18 protein-coding genes are annotated in these 20,346 nt (G+C 41.9%); 11 read left to right on the top strand and 7 right to left on the bottom strand.

The features are described 5' to 3' along the window. Positions 1-18: 18 nt before the first annotated feature. Both ABH008_RS05940 and ABH008_RS05935 read right to left on the bottom strand, forming a co-directional pair. A complete protein-coding gene (locus ABH008_RS05940; protein WP_347988936.1) occupies positions 19-585 on the bottom strand; it encodes a hypothetical protein in 567 nt (188 codons plus the stop codon). A gap of 540 nt (positions 586-1,125) precedes the next feature. Next, a complete protein-coding gene (locus tag ABH008_RS05935; protein WP_347988935.1) occupies positions 1,126-1,647 on the bottom strand; it encodes a DUF1097 domain-containing protein in 522 nt (173 codons plus the stop codon). A 272-nt stretch (positions 1,648-1,919) separates the two neighbouring features. On the opposite strand from ABH008_RS05935, the gene ABH008_RS05930 reads away from it, so the two are divergent. Next, positions 1,920-3,191, top strand: coding sequence for an HD domain-containing phosphohydrolase (locus ABH008_RS05930; protein WP_347988934.1), 1,272 nt, complete (start codon positions 1,920-1,922; stop codon positions 3,189-3,191). A 724-nt stretch (positions 3,192-3,915) separates the two neighbouring features. Here the strand turns inward: ABH008_RS05930 and ABH008_RS05925 are convergent. Beyond that, the gene (locus ABH008_RS05925; RefSeq protein WP_347988933.1) at positions 3,916-4,854 is read right to left on the bottom strand and encodes an HDOD domain-containing protein; all 939 of its coding nucleotides are present in this window, start codon (positions 4,852-4,854) and stop codon (positions 3,916-3,918) included. A 325-nt stretch (positions 4,855-5,179) separates the two neighbouring features. Between ABH008_RS05925 and ABH008_RS05920 the strand changes: the two genes are divergently transcribed. The 9 genes from ABH008_RS05920 (at position 5,180) to ABH008_RS05880 (ending at position 15,329) form a co-directional block, all read left to right on the top strand. Further along, on the top strand, positions 5,180-6,340 hold the full coding sequence (locus tag ABH008_RS05920; RefSeq protein WP_347988932.1) for a methyltransferase: 1,161 nt from the start codon (positions 5,180-5,182) through the stop codon (positions 6,338-6,340). An 83-nt stretch (positions 6,341-6,423) separates the two neighbouring features. After that, on the top strand, positions 6,424-7,566 hold the full coding sequence (locus ABH008_RS05915; protein ID WP_347988931.1) for an ABC transporter permease: 1,143 nt from the start codon (positions 6,424-6,426) through the stop codon (positions 7,564-7,566). Positions 7,567-7,568: 2 nt separating this feature from the next. Continuing rightward, positions 7,569-8,351, top strand: coding sequence for an ATP-binding cassette domain-containing protein (locus ABH008_RS05910; RefSeq protein ID WP_347988930.1), 783 nt, complete (start codon positions 7,569-7,571; stop codon positions 8,349-8,351). After that, entirely contained in the window at positions 8,348-9,340 is a 993-nt protein-coding gene (locus ABH008_RS05905) for an MlaD family protein (RefSeq protein WP_347988929.1), read from the top strand. The genes ABH008_RS05910 and ABH008_RS05905 overlap by 4 nt, the downstream gene beginning before the upstream one ends. After that, entirely contained in the window at positions 9,330-9,956 is a 627-nt protein-coding gene (locus ABH008_RS05900; protein WP_347988928.1) for a PqiC family protein, read from the top strand. The genes ABH008_RS05905 and ABH008_RS05900 overlap by 11 nt, the downstream gene beginning before the upstream one ends. Before the next feature lie 708 nt (positions 9,957-10,664). Continuing rightward, positions 10,665-11,252, top strand: coding sequence for a hypothetical protein (locus tag ABH008_RS05895; RefSeq protein WP_347988927.1), 588 nt, complete (start codon positions 10,665-10,667; stop codon positions 11,250-11,252). A 777-nt stretch (positions 11,253-12,029) separates the two neighbouring features. Next, positions 12,030-12,422: a helix-turn-helix domain-containing protein gene (locus ABH008_RS05890; RefSeq protein WP_347988926.1), complete on the top strand. Its 393-nt coding sequence runs from the start codon at positions 12,030-12,032 to the stop codon at positions 12,420-12,422. A gap of 48 nt (positions 12,423-12,470) precedes the next feature. Continuing rightward, positions 12,471-13,781, top strand: coding sequence for a hypothetical protein (locus tag ABH008_RS05885; RefSeq protein WP_347988925.1), 1,311 nt, complete (start codon positions 12,471-12,473; stop codon positions 13,779-13,781). Between the two features lie 12 nt (positions 13,782-13,793). Next, the gene (locus tag ABH008_RS05880; RefSeq protein ID WP_347988924.1) at positions 13,794-15,329 is read left to right on the top strand and encodes a hypothetical protein; all 1,536 of its coding nucleotides are present in this window, start codon (positions 13,794-13,796) and stop codon (positions 15,327-15,329) included. Between the two features lie 103 nt (positions 15,330-15,432). Here the strand turns inward: ABH008_RS05880 and ABH008_RS05875 are convergent, their stop codons facing one another. Next, positions 15,433-16,095, bottom strand: a complete 663-nt coding sequence (locus ABH008_RS05875; protein WP_347988923.1) for a peptidoglycan-binding protein — start codon at positions 16,093-16,095, stop codon at positions 15,433-15,435. 24 nt (positions 16,096-16,119) lie between these two features. Continuing rightward, complete coding sequence (locus tag ABH008_RS05870; protein ID WP_347988922.1) at positions 16,120-16,977, bottom strand: hypothetical protein; 858 nt, start codon at positions 16,975-16,977, stop codon at positions 16,120-16,122. A 425-nt stretch (positions 16,978-17,402) separates the two neighbouring features. Between ABH008_RS05870 and ABH008_RS05865 the strand changes: the two genes are divergently transcribed. Beyond that, positions 17,403-18,107 (top strand): hypothetical protein, encoded by a 705-nt coding sequence (locus ABH008_RS05865; protein ID WP_347988921.1) that lies wholly within the window; start codon positions 17,403-17,405, stop codon positions 18,105-18,107. Positions 18,108-18,355: 248 nt separating this feature from the next. On the opposite strand, the gene ABH008_RS05860 is transcribed toward ABH008_RS05865, so the two are convergent. Then, a complete protein-coding gene (locus ABH008_RS05860) occupies positions 18,356-19,003 on the bottom strand; it encodes a hypothetical protein (RefSeq protein WP_347988920.1) in 648 nt (215 codons plus the stop codon). 617 nt (positions 19,004-19,620) lie between these two features. After that, positions 19,621-20,085 carry a GyrI-like domain-containing protein gene (locus ABH008_RS05855; RefSeq protein WP_347988919.1) on the bottom strand — a complete coding sequence of 155 codons (465 nt, stop codon included), beginning with the start codon at positions 20,083-20,085 and terminating at the stop codon, positions 19,621-19,623. Between the last annotated feature and the right edge of the window lie 261 nt (positions 20,086-20,346).

Raw genomic sequence — 20,346 nt, 5'->3', positions numbered from 1 at the left:
AACGCCCTGATTAAGGCGTTATTTATTCTCAATCCGGTGCTTGCCTACGGCTAAACAACCCAATAAACCACTCAGAAAAACCCACACGGTTGCTGATAGGGGTACTTCTGAAATACTATAACTGCTACTAGCAGCAGAAACGACTTGCTGTACAGGTTCAATATTAGACACAGTAACCGACTCGGTAACACTACCATGTGCAGAATCGAGAAAAGTGAGTTCCCAAAGATTCGGGGTTGTCGCACTAGGCACAACATTTAACTCCGTCACCCATACACCATTTGACAGCCAAGCTAATTGAAACTGATTAGCGTTGGCCAGTGTTGCTGTTTTTCCTCCAACAGAAACATTCCAATTATGACCTTGCTGTACAAAAGTAACAATGGCATTACCCGTAAAGGTAGCCAGCGGTTCCGCAGTCAAGCCACGGCTATCGACATTAAAAATACCAATCTCGGCATTCTTCAGGCTACTTGCTTCGAATTTAACCGAACTGCCTGACGATGGTAGCCACTGATTAGCAAAAATTGATTGCGAGGCAACCAACAAACCAGCACACATTAAGAATTTAATATTAAACATCATTGCAGCATCCCTATAAAGTTGAAGGTTTAAAAACAATATCCGCTCAATTAGAAACTCACACAAACCATTGTAAGTGCTGAATATAAAACTAATATGACAATAGCTTTATTCCTTTCCCAATTAATTACTAATCTGGTAGTTATAGTTACATTTAAAACTCACTTAATCTATTGAACTAAAGTACAGTGGCAATATAAACACTGATTGCAGCACTGTATTCACAAAAGCATCTTTACTTGATTAATTGTTTAATAACAGAATGTTAACCACTTTATTTAGACAAGACACAGGCTTTTAACTGCGGATTTTGACGTTTTTCATGTGCGTTACACGACCATAAAAAAGCTAGAAATGTGAACTGTATTAATATTTAGCTGAATGCTGTAGAGGTCTACCAATTAGCAAGGAGTTGACACAGGTGCCAACTCCGAGTGATTGCTTACAAATAAAAAATGTATTATTAAGCGTTATAAGTTGTGCTGAATGGAGTGACGCGCAATTGGCGTAATTGATGCGCCTCCTATTCTTAAATCGGTGAATCTATTCTTTAGTCCATTTTGCAGCCAGTTGGCCTGAAAACTGACCAAAAAAGGTTCCAACGACAAACGAAATAGAGATAACCAATAACGGATTGCTTAAAGAAACACCCAACAAAACATCCTGACTCAATTTCTCAGGCGTTTGCAGTAGATAGGCAAATGTTGAAGAATAACCTAAAACACTGACAGGGATAGTGCCTAACTGCGGAATTCTGGCTGCCAAACACATTACAACCACAGAAACAGCAACAGTAATCGCTGCCATTATAGAAAATCCAGGTGCTGCATCAGGAGAAATCTCAGTTAATAAAACTGCAGTAATCCAGGCCATAACAACACCAAAAATTCCACAAACAATCGTATTAACCAAAGCTTCTTTAGTCGCCCCTAACAAAAAGTAAGCTGCCCAAGCAATGGTAGCCGCCCATATAAAAAAGATGCCACTAGCAGGACCCACTGCCAAAAAAGTTGCAACGCCCGCTAAAATGCCGATGCTTAAAGAAAGTGCTGTTAATTTATCCATTTGTTGCCTCTCAACTATTGCCTTATTGATTTTTGATTTAGTTAGTTTGCATTCTGTAAAATTTGCAAAACATCGCTCATATGTATAGTCAAACCAATTGAAAAAGCCTGACTAACTGGAATATTACCAGAGTTTAAACACCAAAGTCATATTTTGCTCACCGAGTTCAAGTAAATAGCGTTGCGTACCTAAACCAAAATGCTTAGCAGTTGCATCTTGGTTAAAAATTCGCTTAACTACTCACCAAAGCACAATGTCAGCATCTCGTATTCATGAAAAATAATCACGGCCCCGAACTTCATGTAATTTATCAAAAAATTGTTATTCGCTTGCTATTAGGCTGGTTGTTTTTATGTATTACAGTCGGTGCGGGCGTGTTATGGTCAGAAATTTATCGTGTTGAAGATATCGTACATGAACTGGCACTCAATGAGTCGCAAAGCATCAATGAAGTATCTTTTGCCAAAAATTCAGCAGAGCAAATCACTCAATTTGCGGAAAAATTAGTTAAACAACATTTTCTAATGGTTGAATTGTTCAATCAAAACAAACAACTGACGTTTGAAGCGGTACGCGGCGGACTCGAAATTACTGAACAGCAAATTAATCAGTATAGGCATCAATTTCCGCAAGCTGATAAGTTTTCTCATGAATTACACTTAATAAACGGGCATTTATGGCTCATTATTTTGTTACCCTTAAAAGACGAAACTCAAACAACGCCCGGCGGTTACTTCGAAGGCGTTTATGAGGTTGACGCTCAAACATTCGCTAGTATCAAACACGATATTTTACGCACATTAATTTTTGTTACTTTAGGCATTTCATTTACCAGCATCTTGATGTACCCCATTGTTTATGCACTGATTCGGGGCGTAATGAAATTATCTGGCGCATTACTACAAGGTAATCTGGAGCTATTAAATGTACTGGGATGTGCAATAGCCGAACGTGATTCAGAAACCAATAGCCATAACTACCGGGTCACTTTCTATGCACTCAAATTGGGCAAAGCCATCAATCTTGCAGACGAAAATTTGCGCCATCTTCTAGCAGGAGCATTTTTACATGACGTGGGTAAAATTGGTATTCGTGATCCCATTTTACTAAAACCAGACAAACTCAATCCCGAAGAGTACGAAGTCATGAAAACGCATGTATCATTGGGTGTAGAGATTCTTAAAAAATCCAGCTGGCTTTACGATGCAAGAGATGTGGTTGAGTTTCATCATGAAAAATATGATGGTAGCGGCTATCTAAAAGGCCTACAGGGCGAACAAATCCCCATCAATGCCCGAATATTTTCTATAGTTGACGTTTTTGATGCACTAACCTCCAAACGTCCCTATAAACAGGCCTGGTCGTTAAATGAGGCAATTGCCACACTAGCAAACGGCAGCGGTAAGCATTTTGACCCGGAATTGGTAAAGATATTTACCGCAATTGCTCCAGAACTCTATCAAGAAGTTTGTGACTTGGACGCAAATCAACTGGAAAGCCTATTAAATTCCATTATCGGCCCTTATTTCCTTTATAACAGTTAAATAAACCAATTCCTTAAATACCTGACATAGCTGTCTACCCAAAAAACAAAGCTGACCCGCCCAATAAAATATCGGGTAGTAGTGGTATAAATCATTATTTGGGCTTTATCTTAATTTATTGGACGACTAAATTTAGACTTAAACAGTTAAGGATAAAGCGGATTAACTTTGGTCAACACGTTTAAAACTAATTTAAACGCTCAGCATATTGCTTTCGCAAACGTGTTAACTGTTCAAGAAAATAGGTATCGTAGTGCCAGCCAATGCGTGGCGGTGGAGGTGTTCGTGGTGTTGGAATTGATTTTATCAATTTTGTTTTTCTTGGTTTGGGTTGAAAAATCCCCTCTGGTAATTAATGGCCCACAGTATGAGTCGTTACAAAATTGAACAGAGCGGAGAAAATATAGAAAAAAGCAAATGATATGTTGGTTAATAGCCTTGCATAGTACCTAAGTGTACGTTTACTAAGCTAATTAAAAACAAACTGAAATATTTCTGGTTTATATTTTTGCCAAAAATAAGATTTTATTTTATTCAAAATAAAAATAAACTCTTAATTAAGCATCATCTATTTATTACAATCTCATAGTAGCAAAAAAAAACAACAATGCAAGGAATAATTTCAGAAAAAATGGGGTATAGCGAAAATTTTGCATTTTTTTTACATGATTCAAATTAAAATTAAATTTAATCGCTTAGCAAATAGTCATTCCAACCACCCAAGCTATGCATGCCCACCTTTAGATAATTGCTCAGCGGTTGCAATAATATTTTCCATATCAGCGTGCAAATCTTGCAATAAGCGATGACAATCCTCTGAGTTTAAAGCAAGTTCCTGATAAACCCCATCAGGACAAATCTGATTTATTGCATCGCCAATGCCAATCTCACCTAATAAACAATCGCTAAGATAGGTAAGCAAATTCAAATGATAATTAACGCCCCGATAAGCAGAATTGTGATGATGGTAAACTATTTGTATTAGCACGGCAGGCATAGCCCAATCACGCATTAACCAGGCACCTATTTCGGTGTGATTATTCCCAAAAGCACTTGTTTCAAGATCAGTTACATTTGCCAAAGAATTTGCCTCTATAACAGTATTTAAGTGTGCAAACTCCGTTGGAAACAGGTGACCAATCAACGGAAAACCAATGTTATGTAATAAAGAGACCAAAAACACTTCGTCGCGTTTAATATTAAATGATTCGGGTAATTTCTCCGCAAGGCTCTTCATCAAACTCACGCTACTAAGCGCATGAATCCAAAACATTCGGGTACCCATTAATCCTTCCTGTGGCGATTTTAACGGTGCCAAAACAGCCAAGCCCAAGGCCAGATCTAATACAAAATTAAACCCTAATACTCTGGTTATTGCATCGAGGACAGAAGTTATTTTACCCCTGTACCCATATAATGATGAACTGGCCCAACGAATAATTTGCACGGTTAAAAGCGGATCAAGTTCAATGATTTCGGCTAAATCTAAGGCGCTCGCCTTGTGATCCTGAGCAAGATTGATAATACGCAGCGCACTACCCGGTAAAGGGGGTAACGCTTTGGTTTGAGAAATAACAGCACGAATATTGATATCGGGCAGGTGCGTATCAGAATTTATATTACTATTTTCCAGCTTACAACCGCTTAGATTGGAATTAGTCATTAGAATAATAAAATTCAATAAAATATTTTGATTAAAATAGCAGTTAAAACATCTACACTGCAAACTGTATATAGGGCATAAAAACACTTAGAAAAACCTGGCTTTTGGCTTCGACAGGGCTCTCCTGAGTTATATCGAAGGGTGGTTTTTAAAGCACCCTCCTAAAGTCTTTTCAGTCCATTAGCCTAAGCCTCAATCGTATTGCAAACAGTAACATTAATTGATGAAGCTGCAGTGTCAAACAACTAAACAGTATAACTTTATTCGTGTATATTGATACTTTCTCCCCAAACTTTGGCCAAATCAGCTTATTTCGAGCTAAATAGTGGCTGATTTGCTTATTTTTATAGTGATGGACACATTGTTAGAAGCTCCTCAAGGCCAATTCCAGATCAAACGCATGCCTTTTCGCAAACACGAATTGCTACGTGGTTGGGATGCGGCTGATGAATACCTATTAAAACAACTCAGCACTGAAAATCCGGCCACCTCTAGCCAGATTACCCTATTAAACGATAGCTTTGGCGCTCTGGCAGTGGCTCTAAGTCCCTATAAACCCGTTGTTATCTCTGACTCCTATCTCTCTCAACAAGCCACTCGCTACAATCTACAAGCGAATGGTATTGCTGCGGATCAGGTGCAGTTACTGGACAGTCTGACAACACCAACCACCAAAATAGACTATTTACTAATTAAAGTGCCAAAAACCATGGCACTACTTGAGCATCAACTTTACACACTAAAACCTCTATTAACAGCTGATAGCAAAATCATCGCTGCCGGTATGGTTAAAAACCTACCCGCCTCAACCTGGAAATTGCTGGAAAACTTGATAGGCCCTACTGTCACGTCTTTAGCCGTCAAAAAAGCCCGCTTAATTTTCGCAACACCTGATAACAATTTGACTGTGCAAGAAACACCTTATCCGCGCAGCTATCTTTTGGAAAACAGCTCATTACGTATCTGGAATCACGCCAATGTTTTTTCCCAAAATAGTCTGGACATAGGCAGTCGCTTTCTGCTCCAACACCTGCCCGACAATCCTGACTACCATGATATTATCGATTTAGGCTGTGGAAACGGTATTATTGGGCTAATGACAGCCTTGCGTTTACCTAACAGTAAACTTTATTTTGTTGACGAATCCTATATGGCCCTGGCTTCTGCAAAGCTCAACGTAGCATCAGGGCTGAAGACCGGGCAAGCAGTTGAGTTCCGTATGGATGACTGCCTGAGCAGCTTTGCCTATCAGAGTGCAGATTGTATTATTTGTAATCCACCATTTCATCAGCAGCAGACAGTCGGTGACCATATTGCTTGGCAAATGTTTCAAAATGCCTTTCAGGTCCTACGCAAAGGCGGAGAACTGCGTATTATTGGTAATCGACACTTGCAATACCATACCAGCCTGAAAAAGTTATTCGGCAACTGTCACATGATTGCCAGCAATCAAAAATTTGTGATTCTTAATAGTTTTAAACGCTAATAGATGGAACGTAACCCATTTTGCCGAGTCTTTTTATACTGATGATATATCTCACTTAATCGTACTGACCCAATAAGCAACTTATGCCTAACTCCGAACAACAAATCAGTCAGATTAGCAGCTCATGTCAGAATGACCTGCTAGTCATTACTGTAAAGGGTGATTGGCTGTTAACAGGTAACTTACCCTCCAGCGATGCAATACTATTAAATTTAAAATCCGACAAAGACATTAAGCGGATGCAATTTTCTACGGCAGAACTGGGAAACTGGGACAGCTTACTACCGACAGAACTGATAAAGCTAATTGATGCAGCACGACAACAAGACATCAGCGTGGAGTTAACCAGCCTACCTTTTGCCATTCAGCGATTACTGACACTGGTGTATGCCTCACCGGAACGTCACGATACCCAGCAAAAGCAAGATCCCTCATCCAAGCTAAATCTTCTGGGATTTAACCAAACAATAATCAACACAGAATGTAAACTGCTACTAACCTTTATTGGCGATCTATTTTTAAGCACTGTGGCTACCTTGCGTGGACAATCTTTTTTCAGACTGCAAGATTTTTACTTATATATACAAGAATGCGGGCCTTCGGCACTTCCGATTGTTACTTTAATCAGCCTGTTGGTCGGATTAATTTTAGCCTTTGTCGGCGCACTACAATTATCACTATTCGGCGCACAAATCTATATTGCAAATTTGGTTAGTCTGGGTATGACCAGGGAAATGGGCGGTCTGATGACCGCCATTATCATGACCGGCAGAACAGGCGCTGCCTATGCAGCCCAATTAGGTACCATGCAAGTTAATAGTGAGATTGACGCCTTAAAAACCATGAATTTAGAACCTATGGCATTTTTGGTCATACCCAGAGTGCTGGCACTGATTTTAATCATGCCACTGCTCTGTCTATATGCCGACTTAATGGGTATCGTAGGTGGCGGTTTGGTAACGGTTAATTTTTTCGACGTATCCATCACCGAATACTTGGATAGAACCGCGCATGCCGTACAACTAAAAGACTTTTTGGTGGGATTTGTGAAAAGTGCCGTTTTCGGTATTTTAATTGCCCTTTCCGGTTGTATGCGCGGCATGCAGTGTGGACGTAGCGCCTCAGCTGTTGGCAATGCAGCAACCTCCGCCGTGGTTACCGGCATTGTATTTATCGTAATGGCCGATTCTCTAATGACCATTATTTGTAACCGGCTGGGTATTTAAAAATGAGTAGCGAGTATCTAGCCGTTAAAAATTTAAGTATGGCTTATGGAGAGACCATTATTCAACACGGACTTGATTTCACCATTAATAAGGGTGATATTTTTATTATCATGGGTGGCAGCGGTTGTGGAAAAAGCACACTGTTAAGACATATGATTGGTTTACAACGCCCCCTGCTAGGCGATATTTATTACAATAAGCAAGCATTGTGGCAAGCCGCACCCCAAACACAGCGCCGTATTTTGCAACATACGGGTGTGCTTTTTCAAAGCGGTGCGCTGCTAAGCTCAATGACACTGGCAGAAAATGTTGCGCTGCCAATTTCTACCGCCACGCGCTTAAGCGCGCGAAAAATCAATGAAATTGTAAACTATAAACTGGCACTGGTGGGTCTGGCGGGTTTTGGCAACTATTATCCCGCCGAATTAAGTGGCGGTATGCAAAAGCGCGCTGGTTTGGCGCGCGCCATGGCCTTGGACCCCGAAATTTTGTTTTGCGATGAACCTTCCGCAGGACTTGATCCAGTCAGCGCCAAGTTGTTAGACGATTTACTGCTTAGTTTACGTGACAGCCTATCTACCACCATAGTGATGGTGACACATGAATTAGCCAGCATTTTCGCTATTGGTACCAATTCGGTATTTCTGGATGCCGAAAGCAAAACCATGCTAGCAGTCGGCCCACCAAAACAGTTGTTAAATACCTGCACAAATCCTAAAGTGCAGGATTTTTTGACTCGTAGTAATCCGCAGTCTGCCCATCCTAACCTCGGAGGTATTTTGTGAGTAAACAGGCAAATCCACTGGCTATTGGCACATTCTTAATTGGTGCATTACTCTTATTTACCATAGCAGTACTAGTCTTTGGCGGTAGCGATTTTTTTAAAAACAAAAAACGCTTTGTCATTTTTTTTGATTCCGCTTTAAACGGCTTGAATATTGGCGCTCCGGTTAAATTGCAAGGAGTACAAATTGGCAAAGTGGTAGAAATTTCTTTAGAGATGGACGTTGCCACTGGACGGATTTTTAAACCGGTTGTCATAGAAATAGAACCCGAATTGCTCCGCGACTTCTCAGGACATAATTCGTCTCCACATAACGACTCACAGCAGCAGCAGGAAAGACAGCACTTAATTGACTTAGGCCTAAAAGCGCGTTTGGAAACGCAAAGCTTATTAACCGGCTTACTGTATGTGGATTTCGATTTTTATCATGACAAACAGATTAATCTGGTTAATATGGATTACAAGGACTTACCCGAATTACCCAGCGTACCAACCACAGCGGATGAAATTAAAAATACTGCCGAAGAAGTGTTTAAAAAACTACGGCAATTACCGCTTGAAAAAATGGTCAAAGATTTATCCGAAACCCTGGAAGAAACCCGAAGTTTATTAAAATCTAATGATTTAAAAAACTCATTACTAGCCTTATCCAATTCTTTACAGGAAAGCCAAAAATTAATCCATACGCTAAATGCGCAAGTAGGTCCAGTGCTAATAAATACCAACAGCACGTTGCTTGAAACACGCGCCGGTATACAAGATATACATCAACAACTAGTGCCCATGGTGCAAGCTGCAACAATCAGCCTTAATACTGCATCCCAAGCCCTGCAAAATTCGCAACATACACTGAATGCCTTTGAAGAATTAGCCAACCCCGATTCGCTATTAGGACAAACCCTAAAAGAAATGCGTGATGCCTCACGTGCCATGAAAGATTTATCAGAATCGCTGGAGCGACAACCGAATGAAATTATTTATGGAAAATAAACTGTTTTTAACACTGTACAAACACAATAACAGACTGCGAATAGTCGCGTTAAGCTCACTTATGTTAAGTGCATGCAGTTCGCATAGCCCGGTTGAATTTTATATGCTGAATGCGGAAACGAGTGTAGACACCCCCTCTCCTAGCGTAGCCTTCAACTCTAAACTACTCATTGGTATAGGGCCTATACATGTGCCTGAATATCTGAATCGACCACAAATGGTAATAGCCAAGAGCGAAAACCAGTATGTTTTAGATGAGCAACATCGCTGGGCAGAAAATCTAACCGAAAACATTAACCGAAGCATAGCGCAATTTTTGGCTAAACGACTGGGTGTTGAACAAATTTTGCGTTATCCCTGGTCACAACGCCAACAGATTGATTACCAAGTCAGTGTGGATATTTTTCAATTCCATCAAAATGCCGACCAACACAGCCAACTCAACGCACAATGGCAGATTAAACATCAGGAACAAACCTTGCTAACACACAACTTTAGCTGCGATGTTGCTGCCCAGTCACAGCCAGAAGCAATCGTCGCCGCGCAAAGCACTTGTTTGAGTAATTTAGGCTTGGAAATTGAAGCGGGATTAAGGCAGTTGGCACAGATGAAATAATGAGTGGCTGCATAAATGAAGCTGATTAGCATTCTTTTAGGTGGTTTAAAATTGCATTAGCTCAATTATACGGTGATTGATGTAAAGGGTGGAGTACGGTTAGACCTATTCCACTCTATGAAAACAAGACTTTTTTGATTGCGCCTTATGGCCTTGTCAAAATTGAAGGTGCAAAATCGACCCCAAGCTGCCATTCAGCCTAATTTTTTAAATGACTCTTGATGTATACAAAGCTGTCGGTCAGTTAAGCATTAACAATTAAGGAGTATGAAATTTTTTGGATAGATTTTATTAGGCTCTGCAATCTGGCGATCGAGGGAAAGGGATTGTAGGGATGTCCATGTACTTACAATTCTACTGAGTTATTATAGGGCCTATCAATAATGTATATATATCAATTAGTTGCAACTATTTTTGAAATGTGATATAGAAAAACGATAGACTTGATTTTTTTTGGTTGAATTCTATCGCTTTTCCGCTCTATAGGCTACTTATTGATTATAGTGGTGTGGAGAATAGAAAAATATGTTAGGTACAATTGAAAATACCAGTTTTATGTGTTAAAACATCAACAAGAGTAAAGGCCAATTCTACCAAATGGTGGAAGCGGAAAGTCTTAGGGTTCTTGTTGCGAGGATTGCTGGATTGCCTCTTTGATCGGTTAAATTAGGTGAAAATTTATTGTAATAACCAATTCAAGGAAACATAATGCATTCAACTCAACTCAACTCAACTCAACTCAACTCAGATTGTAAGCGCTTTATAAAACTGCTGGTATTATTTACATTATTTGGCATCAATTATGCCTATGCTGATACCACTGAATATAAATTAGACTGGAAAATTGGCTCGGACGAAATTATTGCTAAGTTCAATGGTACCGCTACAGGTAACTTTATTACTAATATCTCAAATGCCTCTGTTTTTTTTGATGGTGTTGCGTTCAGTGGCAATGGAAGCTTATTCGTTGATAGCATCAGTCTGTTTGGGGGTTTTTGGTTATCAAGTGGTGCACAAATATCTTTCGATGGTACGTACAACAATTTCGTATTCGCCAATTCTAATTTAGCAATCGGTGATACCGCTACAAATTACTTTTACTCTATCGAAGTTCCCGGCCAGAGTTACAACTACCTCGTTATTGGATCAGAAAAGCATTATGGTTTCAGTAACTCAGGATATTCTGTATCCGCAGTTCCCGAAGCTGGAGAATGGGCAATGATGTTATTAGGCTTGCCATTATTAGGCTGGGTTGTTCGTCGTAAACAGTCTGCAATGCAAATCGCTACAGCATAAATCTACAGTTGGATAGCCAGAACGTTCTAAATCTGGCTATCCAGTGGATCTTGATTCAGAAGTTCATGCCTATTAATTTATTTTCAATGAATGGCAGCTATATAAATCAGTCCTGTCATTCGTTTAAATTTTTGACTGTCTCTTGATGGCCGATTGTGTGAGGTCACCAATGGCTGCTTTGTAGTTCTCCAGTTCGCAGAGTCTGGATTTTACTGACTGGCCGCTTTGGAGAAACGCGACCGGCAAGAATGGGTCCAGGCTGTGTAAAAACGTAAAATCCAAAAATATGGTGGAAAAATAAATCTATTTATCTGATTATTTTTATGTCTGGATGGAGATTTATCTTGCTTGAGAGAATTAAATAACCAGTCAAGTGGTGAATAATTTAATTTTTGTATTATATTTTTACGTTTTTATACAGCCTAGGTCGTTTGCGACAATTCGCCATGTCCAAAGCCGTCATTCAATACTGCTGTAATCATATCGGAATTGATGGCTTGGTTTACCTCGAAACAGGTGGCTGATTTGTAGTGGAATGTGCAAAATAGGTTTATTCAGTGTGGCAAAATTTTCTGGGGTTCCGGCTTACAACCCCGTTGAGTGATCAACCTCGACGCCTCGAACTTGTAAAAGTTGCGACAGAACCCTTAATTTGAGCCCGAAATAGCGTTAAATGTGTGCCAGATTGGTTTTAATTGCAAGCCGTTACATCTAGTAATTGATTCTTTGAAAATTTTGCACTATTCTCTACTATCTTGACATATCTTGGTCACTACTATGTCTAAAAATACAAGCGAGGTTGAGATCCTAACCATCATGCAGGTCGCCGACTACCTGAAGGTGACGGAACGAAGGATTGATAGGCTAGCAGCAACCAAGAAAATTCCCACTTTTAAAGTTCGTTTTACATGGCGATTTTCGTGTTCAGCTATCGACACCTGGATTAAACAGCAAACTATAGTCCATCTGGAACCGTTGTCTCAACACTCCGACCTGATTGCCACACTGAATAATTTTGGCTACCTTGCTGGGCCTTTGCCCAATAACAGCGATGCGGAAAATGCGACCAGATTCAAATTAGCGGTTGATGAATTTCAATGCGATCATGATTTGCAGATAGGCAGCGACCCGGCCTTCCAAACCAAGCGGCTGGAAATCCTAAGCTGTTGAGTAATGTCCTCATGAATTTTAATTAACTTTTAAATGGATAACAAAATCATGCAAAAGCAGGATTGTGGCTGTGCCAAGCTAAGCGGCGGCGGCACTAGCGGTCACCACCCGCAAAGCGAAGCACCTGATTTTGTGGCGGGTACCACCACCGATAGCGAATTTAATACTTATAAAGCTGGACTGGTGGCGGTGGCTTGCTGGAAAGTAGACGATATCCGTTTTCATTTCGGCTCCTCTTTTGTGGCTCCGGACATGCTGGAGGAACTGGCCGAACTTAAGGAATTAACAACCACGCATACCACATGGAGCAAGGCTGAAGACGGTGTAGGTTGTTCTTTGGCGATATTCGGACATGCTGATCCGGTGGGTGATGAGGCTTTCAACAAATCCCTAAGTGGCCGTCGCGCCACCGCAATCTATGCGCTGCTGACCCGCAATACGGCGCTCTGGGAGAAGCTGTACGCCACGCCTTTAGGTAATGACAACTGGGGTAAGCATAGTCTACAAGTGATGCTGGCCAGCCTTGGCCGCGGGCAAACCGCGTTGCACGCCATCTCGCAAAACGCCACGGAACGCCAAGCTTTATTTAAAGATTATATGGACAAACTATGTGGTGCAGATTTGCATTTGCAGGCTCGGGATTTTCTGGCCGGCGGCAGCCATGCCCATGGCAAAGGCGATTACCAGGGATGCGGTAAGTTCAACCCGTTGCTGATTTTTTCCAAACACGAGCAACAGCAGTACAACAACCATTCCGACCATACAGAACGTAATATCAGGAATGCCCCCAACCGCCGAGTAATGATTTTAATTTTTAGAAAAGGCACACGCGTTGAGCCGGATAAATGGCCCTGCCCCAGCGTAGAGGAATCCGCCGCCGCTTGCAAAAAACGCTTCTGGTCGGATGCTGACCGGCGGCTGCATACCCAACTGGACAACGAAAGGCGATTGTTTCAAAAATCCAGAGACACTTTTGCCTGCCGGTTTTACGACCGTCTGGTGCAGGACTCGCCTTGTGAACACGGCAATGACCAATATGCCCGCAAATACTTTATTTATTTGCCGGAAACCTTACGCAACAAGGCAAGGCTGTTGGTTACGGGCGAGGACGGTCAGCAGATTATGGAATTACCTGCCAGCGCGGCTGCGCAGGATGCTCAGAACAATTGCGTATTTGACTTGAGCAGATTGGATGCGAGTAAAAGCTACCGGCTGCAATGTATGGCCGGTAAAAAATGCATTTTGGCAGTCATGACTACCGACTTATCGGTATTACATGGTTTTGCAGCCAACCGCGACGCCTCCGCCATCCAAAATATGACCGCATTTACCGGCGGGCAATCTCCTACTCAATCCTAAGCCAACTAAGCTATGAGCGAAGAAGTCTTTATCCAGGTACAAGCTTTTAAATTACAACACAGCCATCATCACGAAAACTGTGGTTACGTGACGGAAAGTCAGGTGAATATCATCGTTAAATTAAACGATACGGAAATACCGGCCCTGACCATAGGCACCTGGGGCAATGCCGCTTTGTATTCTTTTATGGCCAATCCCGATGATTTTGTGGACATTTATATTGATCCCAAAGATAGAAGTTTGTACAACATTGAAGGTAACTTCGTCTACAAAGGCCAAGGCCGCTTCGACCGTAATATAAAGTACAGCCGTCAAGATCAGTGCGCCATGTTCGCCATGCCGGAAGGTATAGATTTGCTGGGCTCCGGTGCGCCGCGTTTCATACTCAACCTGTTTAGAGGATTTGTGACGCCATTCCGGCTAGTCAACGAGCAAGTTAAAAACATCATCCATGACGTATATCCGTCACTGGATGACGTGTTTGAAACCTTGGAGGAGCCTGAAGACATATACTTTCTCAAACCGCAGCCCATAGACCAGACAGCGCGAGCCCCTGATTACGAACGACGCACGGTAGACCCGGCAGCTAATGTCCGCTGTTTTCGTCTCAGCAAACCCTTTGCCAGCGTACCGGGTGTCGTATTTGTCAGCATGCCTAAAGATATTCCGGTCAAAATATTTGACGAAAGTACTCCCGGCTTGTCTTACCTAATCATGATACATCCGTTTTTGGGGCCTTATTACAACAACGATCGATATCCCACCGGACTTAAGCATTTATGGGACGTGGGCCTTAAATACATGGGTTTTCAAAGCTTTAACCCGATTATCTCCCGCTACGCCAACGGTACGGGCAGCAATCACACCAAGCTGGACTCTTCCAGGGAAGACATGGGCCTGCCTCACCAAGCCGCTGCCGCCGGTAAAAAAATGGCCGTAGTCATGCCCATGAATTACGGTAACTCCATAGGCAATTTTTTGAGCGGCCAGTTCGCCCACAGTTTGCTGCATGATTTTTACGCCTGGGAAATGCGTGCCCAGGAATATTATTTTGACCCTGACAATATTGGCCCTTGCGCTATTTCCGGATTTTCCAGCGGAAACGGCATTCTGGCGGATTTCTTAAATCACAATGCGGGTGATCATTTTTGCAACAACCTCATCACCGAATTGTATTCCATAGACCCCCCGGATTTAACTCACGTCCTGGATCAGATTGTAGATGCGGCGGAAAGTTGGAAAAACCGCGGCATAGCCGATAAGAAATTTAGAATCTACACGCAACTGCCTTTTCACGACAAACTAAAACACTTTAACTCACCCCATCAGCCCTGGCCCCATGCACCGTTTGCAATGGAAAACCCGGATGGTCATACCATGGTATCGATATCGGCAGGGGCATTTTCCAGAGCGGCAGCAGCCTTGGACCCGGAATTTAAATCCCGTTACCAGCAAGGATACACTGGCGGTGATGGTGATGCTCATCGCCTGCTCTGCCAAAGCGCGCTGACAGATGCCTTGCGGCGCAGTCAGTTTCCGGACTTATAGCCCGGCAGAGCAAATGGCTCAATGAGCGGCATGAGTCGATCGGATTAAAAAGCAACAACCCAGCTTCCGCAACCAAAATCGTTTGGTTTTGCGTTCATAATTATTAGCAACCATGTACTTTTTTCAGTTGATCTTGGGTTTTTGGGCCACAAATCCCATCTACAAGTAGCTCTTGGTCGCACTGAAACTCTTCCATGGCTGACTGGAACATGGCCTGATTAGCTTCGTTGGTAGCGTTTTGATCGGGACCTGCGTAATAACCTAAATTGTTTAGCCTAGCGGTTTGTCCGGATACTTGATCAACCGGATCCAAATGGCCGATATTTATGGTTAGCTGTGTATCATTAAATGGCGTCTCGGGATTTTTAATGTGTAAAACCGCTTGAGTCGCGGATAAGGGCAGGTCTTGCTTGATGTAGCCCTGACTGTCAGTCATTATTTTAATAGTTTTGCCATCAATCTGTAAGCTACATTCCGCGCTGGCAACGGGCTGATGGTAAATGTTCTCCACCATTAAATGCAGTTTTAATTTAGGGGGCTTTACTTTAAATACATGGCTTTGATCAGTAGGACGGGGAATTTCTTTATTTTTTTTGTCCCTGATGTAAATCTGATCCCCAGGGTACAATACATTGGGATTGTCTCGCAATTTTTTTATATCCGCATTATTGGGATCATCCCAAATGGTTTTAAAATCGTAAAAACCATATTGAGATGCGATGGACGACATATGTTCGCCTTGCTTTACCTCGTGCACTTTACTCATTGAACGCCTTTCTCACTTCGAATTTTAATTCCATTCCTGGGCATCAATTTCAGGAAAACTTATTTTACAACTGCCGCCAGAGGCCAAATCACCTATCCATGCCAAACCATTTTCATCAAGCAATCCATCCACATAGGAAGCATCCGGTAATTGAACGCGGTATTTTGCGTTCGGAACCGGGTTATTATAAGTGTCTACCAATTTAATTTCGATCCAATGTTTTTCTGATTTTACCACCATTTTAGCCAGTTGCGATGGAGATACAATCTCGCTGGCGGCGGTTGTTTTGGCGCGAACCATGGGTATGAACCGTAAAAGCAGTATGCCTGTTTCCGGCAAGGATTGCCGTACATCTGCAAGTAGTTCCATAGCGTCCAAGAGCGGTTTTTTTTCGGTAACCAACACCATGGGAGATACGGCCAATTTAGAAAGAATTTGTCTGGCCTGATCCTGTTGCATTACTTGATATTGGCTATCGATGCGAATTTTTCGCCATTGCGATACGTCAACCAGTCGGAATGTTTGGCTTTCAAACCGGAACTTTTCTGTTTTGGAAGCCAGTTTGCGTAGTATTTTATACACTGGATCGCCACCATGTACCTGGTCAAAGACCTGGCTATTGCAGAGGCACAGTTTACCTAGCCGCACCATTTGCTCTAGATGATTTACGACTTGATGATTGTCATATCTCGCCAAGGCAGGGTCGCGGATTAGCATGTGCAGCAAACCACGCAGATCCAGCATCAGCACAGCATTCTTTATGGCATCTTGCAGTGCCAGCTGCTCGGTAGCTGTAAGTGATGGTCTAATTAGATGGCGCTGTTCGCAATCTCGCTTAAGCCCTATGCTTATTGAACCAAATGCTAGGGTTACGCGTTTCATTGATATTTTTTTGGTATGTTAATTAACCTACAAATTTAAATTACCATAACTTGAATAAGCAGTCAATCCGATCAACTGAAGCACACACGTTCGGATCAAAATACTGTTATCATTATAATCAGAACCTAATATTAATGGATAGTATTGATGTCGACATCGTTACCTGACTATTTTTTGTCAGATTGATCCAATTTCTACAATAACCTGAATTACGCGAACCATCCCGCCTTAAGCCGACCGCGGGATATGGCAAAAATGTTTATACCAAGGATTTGGCTAAAGTAAGTTTCGACGAAACTCTACTTAGCAACCACTATCTGTGTGTTTTTACGCTAAAGTTGGGTGCAGTCCGCATCCGGTTAGGTAATCATTAGGGCTTGACCGAAATGATTTTTTTGTGATTGAAAGGCTGACGAGATCTTGAGATGCAACTTGCCCTTTTTGTTGTGATTGTGGTTTTTAGCTTAGTGCTGTATGTCATCATTAAGCAAAATATTCAAATTCGCAGAGCGGAGTTTATTCGCAAGGCAAGTTTCCCTCCAGGCTTGTATAAAAAACTGCGTCAACATCATCCTCATTTAACGCCCAAAGACTGCCAACTGGTAGGTCAGGCGTTACGCCAGTTTTTTTTGGCTTATCTTCACGGTGATTGCAAGTTTGTGGCCATGCCATCTCAGGTGGTGGATGATTTATGGCATGAGTTCATCTTATATACCCGGCATTATAAATTGTTTTGTCAGCAGGCTTTTGGCTGTTTTCTGCACCATACACCGGCGATCATGCTGGGAGAAAATCGCAAGGATAATAGTGGTCTGCGCTGCATCTGGTGGTTTGCCTGCAAAGAGGAAAACATCAATCCACGTTATCCCTTCCGGTTGCCGTTATTATTTGCGGTTGATAATAAATTTAAGATTCCCAACGGTTTTTACTATACTGCGGAATGCCAGGCATTAACACAGCATCGTTCAGGTCTGGAATTAACCACCATTCATTGCGGTGAAGATTTCTCCAGCACTCAGTATGACGGTACCACAGATGGTTTTCCAGAAGCGGAAAGGCACCATAGATTAGGGGAAGACGGTCTGGATTTTGACTGCGGTGGCAGTAGTTGTAGTGGTGGTGGAGATTAAGTTTAAGTTTAAGCGGGTACAGAGTTGGTCAGCGGCCAGGCTTATAATGTCGGGGTGCTGACAGAGGACGCCGTGAATACATGTAGTTTGATGCCAGCATCCCTGTTGGCATCAAGCCCGGCACCAAAAACGATGATTATCAACAATTTAAGGGTTTGAAAACTGGAGGTTAGTAGTTACCTTCGCTGAATGATTAAAAATAAGTTTACAATCAGTATTATGGTTGGGAGTTCATGCTGTTATGAAATTCAAGGTACGTCATGAGTAAAATACAAAATCTGATTTTCCGCAAAAGCCTTTGGATGACCAGCAAAGCCGACTAGGATACTGGTACTTTGATAATTTTCTAATCCGGCCTGGGTAATTTGCGGACCCTCCGTCTCAATTAGGCTAACCGGTTTGTCTGATGGTCGAACTATGGCTATATGACCAGGCTTGTCTTCGTTAGGGTTTTCATAGCTGGCTAGTACCAATTGTCCTTGATTGGCAGCAGCTTGAGCCTCTATACCGTTTGCCAGCTTTTTCCAGCCATGTCCCTTGCTGTCGTCCAACAGCCATTCCTGTTGCGCGTTCGCCAGCATGATTTGACCGTGCTCGGGCGGACGAAGCAAGTAAACCCCCACTGATTTGGCGGCAGCCGCGGCGAAAGCGCTACAATGGGTATGCTTACCCTCACTACTGACGGGTTTGCCATCGGGGTCGCCGGTTTCCCAATTGACATGGATTCCAGCAGACCAATGATTTTGCACATCCAGTCCGTCAATTACCGCAAAACGTTGTTGGGCAACAGCCGAAATTTCGGATTTCCCTGCGGCAAACGTTTCAACTGGGGTTAACGACAAAAAACATATATTCAATAGCAGTGACAAACTGCCCAACAAAATAAATTTATTCATAATTATACCTAATCTGTAATAAGGTTAAACTAGCTGTCTTTCAATACATTACGGTATCTTCAATTTATCATACTATGCAAATCCCACACATCAGGGGTAGTTACCACATAGCTGTAAAAACCGCCATCTTGGTTAAACTTAACCAAAAGCATCCAAAATGCAGTCTATCATAAGTCGAAAAATATCCTATTGAGAGTGATTTTAGGTATTTTGTGGCTTAATGATAAAATACTGGTTAAAATCTGTAAAATTCTTAAGCTATTGATTATATATAATTAATACACCAATCAGAAGAAGATGGCACTTTTTACAGCTATGTGGTAACTAACTATTTCATCGAGGCGTTCGCTTCGCTCATAATGTCGAACCACTCTTGTAAACGATGAACGACAGCTTTCTATTTTGCTACTGACATACGCTGAACCTAGGCATGGAAAATTTCGCCAGCATCCTCAATGGCCGGTTTTGGCCGATATTTCTCTGTCAGAGCCGCATCAATTCGAAACCATTTTCTCGAATTTAGCGATTGAATCTAGACTGTTAACTTTTACAACTTTATAAAAACTTGTACATATATCGTTTATAAACCATCCAATATAAAGCTACTTTCAAAACCACTAGTCATTTAGCGGCCTATTCAACTCGGTTTGCCATTTACTCGCATCTGGGCCAGACTCAGGCCCCACTAAATAGCATTCCCATAAGCTTTCTTGCGGATTTAGGCTTTTAGTTTCAATCCAAGCACAAAATTCACCCCAAGCCTTAGCCAGTCCGTCATATCCACCGTGGTAGATAGTGCGGGCGACTTTTACAACAGGTAAGTTGCTATTCTTAACCCGACCAATCGAAGTGATAGCTCTACTAATTGGAAAGCCCACCTCAAAATCAAAAATTTCAGACGGTCTTTTATAGTGATAAGAAAAACAAGGTCCAATAATATCTACTCCCTGATTAGCAATTGCAGCCATTATTTCTGCAATGGCTGGCCCCATCACATGACTAATTTCCGAAACAGGGACAGTTAAACGAATAACAGCAGTAAGCTGTTCGACAGTTTGGGTTAATTGTGGGTTATCAAGCATATAATCTCCCTTTATGCATAACTGTATCCTGCCATAATGCTAAGTGCATGGCAAACATATAAAATAATTATGTTCTATACTTGGCTTCGATTTAGTTAAACACCGATGGTACTGAGAGATACAGTGTATAAAGATTTTCGGCCTGTATAATTTTCTCAAGATTACTTGTATCAAAAGTTATATACTTTAACTGAGATAACCACTCCAACTGCTGCAAATTTTGTTGCAAGCCTTAATCGCTATTAACGAAAAAAATAATCA

It is taken from the genome of Methylomonas sp. AM2-LC, from assembly GCF_039904985.1.
Classification (GTDB): domain Bacteria; phylum Pseudomonadota; class Gammaproteobacteria; order Methylococcales; family Methylomonadaceae; genus Methylomonas.
The sequence above is the reverse complement of the archived record's forward strand: the minus strand, read 5'-3'. Positions and strand labels throughout refer to the sequence as shown.

What these genes read in the sequence shown, in the direction of transcription:
- ABH008_RS05925 (WP_347988933.1), bottom strand. Translation starts at nt 4,854, where the DNA reads ATGACTAATTCCAATCTAAGCGGTTGTAAGCTGGAAAATAGTAATATA.
- ABH008_RS05885 (WP_347988925.1), top strand. Translation starts at nt 12,471, where the DNA reads ATGCAAAAGCAGGATTGTGGCTGTGCCAAGCTAAGCGGCGGCGGCACT.
- ABH008_RS05880 (WP_347988924.1), top strand. Translation starts at nt 13,794, where the DNA reads ATGAGCGAAGAAGTCTTTATCCAGGTACAAGCTTTTAAATTACAACAC.
- ABH008_RS05895 (WP_347988927.1), top strand. Translation starts at nt 10,665, where the DNA reads ATGCATTCAACTCAACTCAACTCAACTCAACTCAACTCAGATTGTAAG.
- ABH008_RS05860 (WP_347988920.1), bottom strand. Translation starts at nt 19,003, where the DNA reads ATGAATAAATTTATTTTGTTGGGCAGTTTGTCACTGCTATTGAATATA.
- ABH008_RS05935 (WP_347988935.1), bottom strand. Translation starts at nt 1,647, where the DNA reads ATGGATAAATTAACAGCACTTTCTTTAAGCATCGGCATTTTAGCGGGC.
- ABH008_RS05870 (WP_347988922.1), bottom strand. Translation starts at nt 16,977, where the DNA reads ATGAAACGCGTAACCCTAGCATTTGGTTCAATAAGCATAGGGCTTAAG.
- ABH008_RS05855 (WP_347988919.1), bottom strand. Translation starts at nt 20,085, where the DNA reads ATGCTTGATAACCCACAATTAACCCAAACTGTCGAACAGCTTACTGCT.
- ABH008_RS05940 (WP_347988936.1), bottom strand. Translation starts at nt 585, where the DNA reads ATGATGTTTAATATTAAATTCTTAATGTGTGCTGGTTTGTTGGTTGCC.
- ABH008_RS05875 (WP_347988923.1), bottom strand. Translation starts at nt 16,095, where the DNA reads ATGAGTAAAGTGCACGAGGTAAAGCAAGGCGAACATATGTCGTCCATC.
- ABH008_RS05910 (WP_347988930.1), top strand. Translation starts at nt 7,569, where the DNA reads ATGAGTAGCGAGTATCTAGCCGTTAAAAATTTAAGTATGGCTTATGGA.
- ABH008_RS05900 (WP_347988928.1), top strand. Translation starts at nt 9,330, where the DNA reads ATGGAAAATAAACTGTTTTTAACACTGTACAAACACAATAACAGACTG.
- ABH008_RS05930 (WP_347988934.1), top strand. Translation starts at nt 1,920, where the DNA reads ATGAAAAATAATCACGGCCCCGAACTTCATGTAATTTATCAAAAAATT.
- ABH008_RS05865 (WP_347988921.1), top strand. Translation starts at nt 17,403, where the DNA reads ATGCAACTTGCCCTTTTTGTTGTGATTGTGGTTTTTAGCTTAGTGCTG.
- ABH008_RS05890 (WP_347988926.1), top strand. Translation starts at nt 12,030, where the DNA reads ATGTCTAAAAATACAAGCGAGGTTGAGATCCTAACCATCATGCAGGTC.
- ABH008_RS05915 (WP_347988931.1), top strand. Translation starts at nt 6,424, where the DNA reads ATGCCTAACTCCGAACAACAAATCAGTCAGATTAGCAGCTCATGTCAG.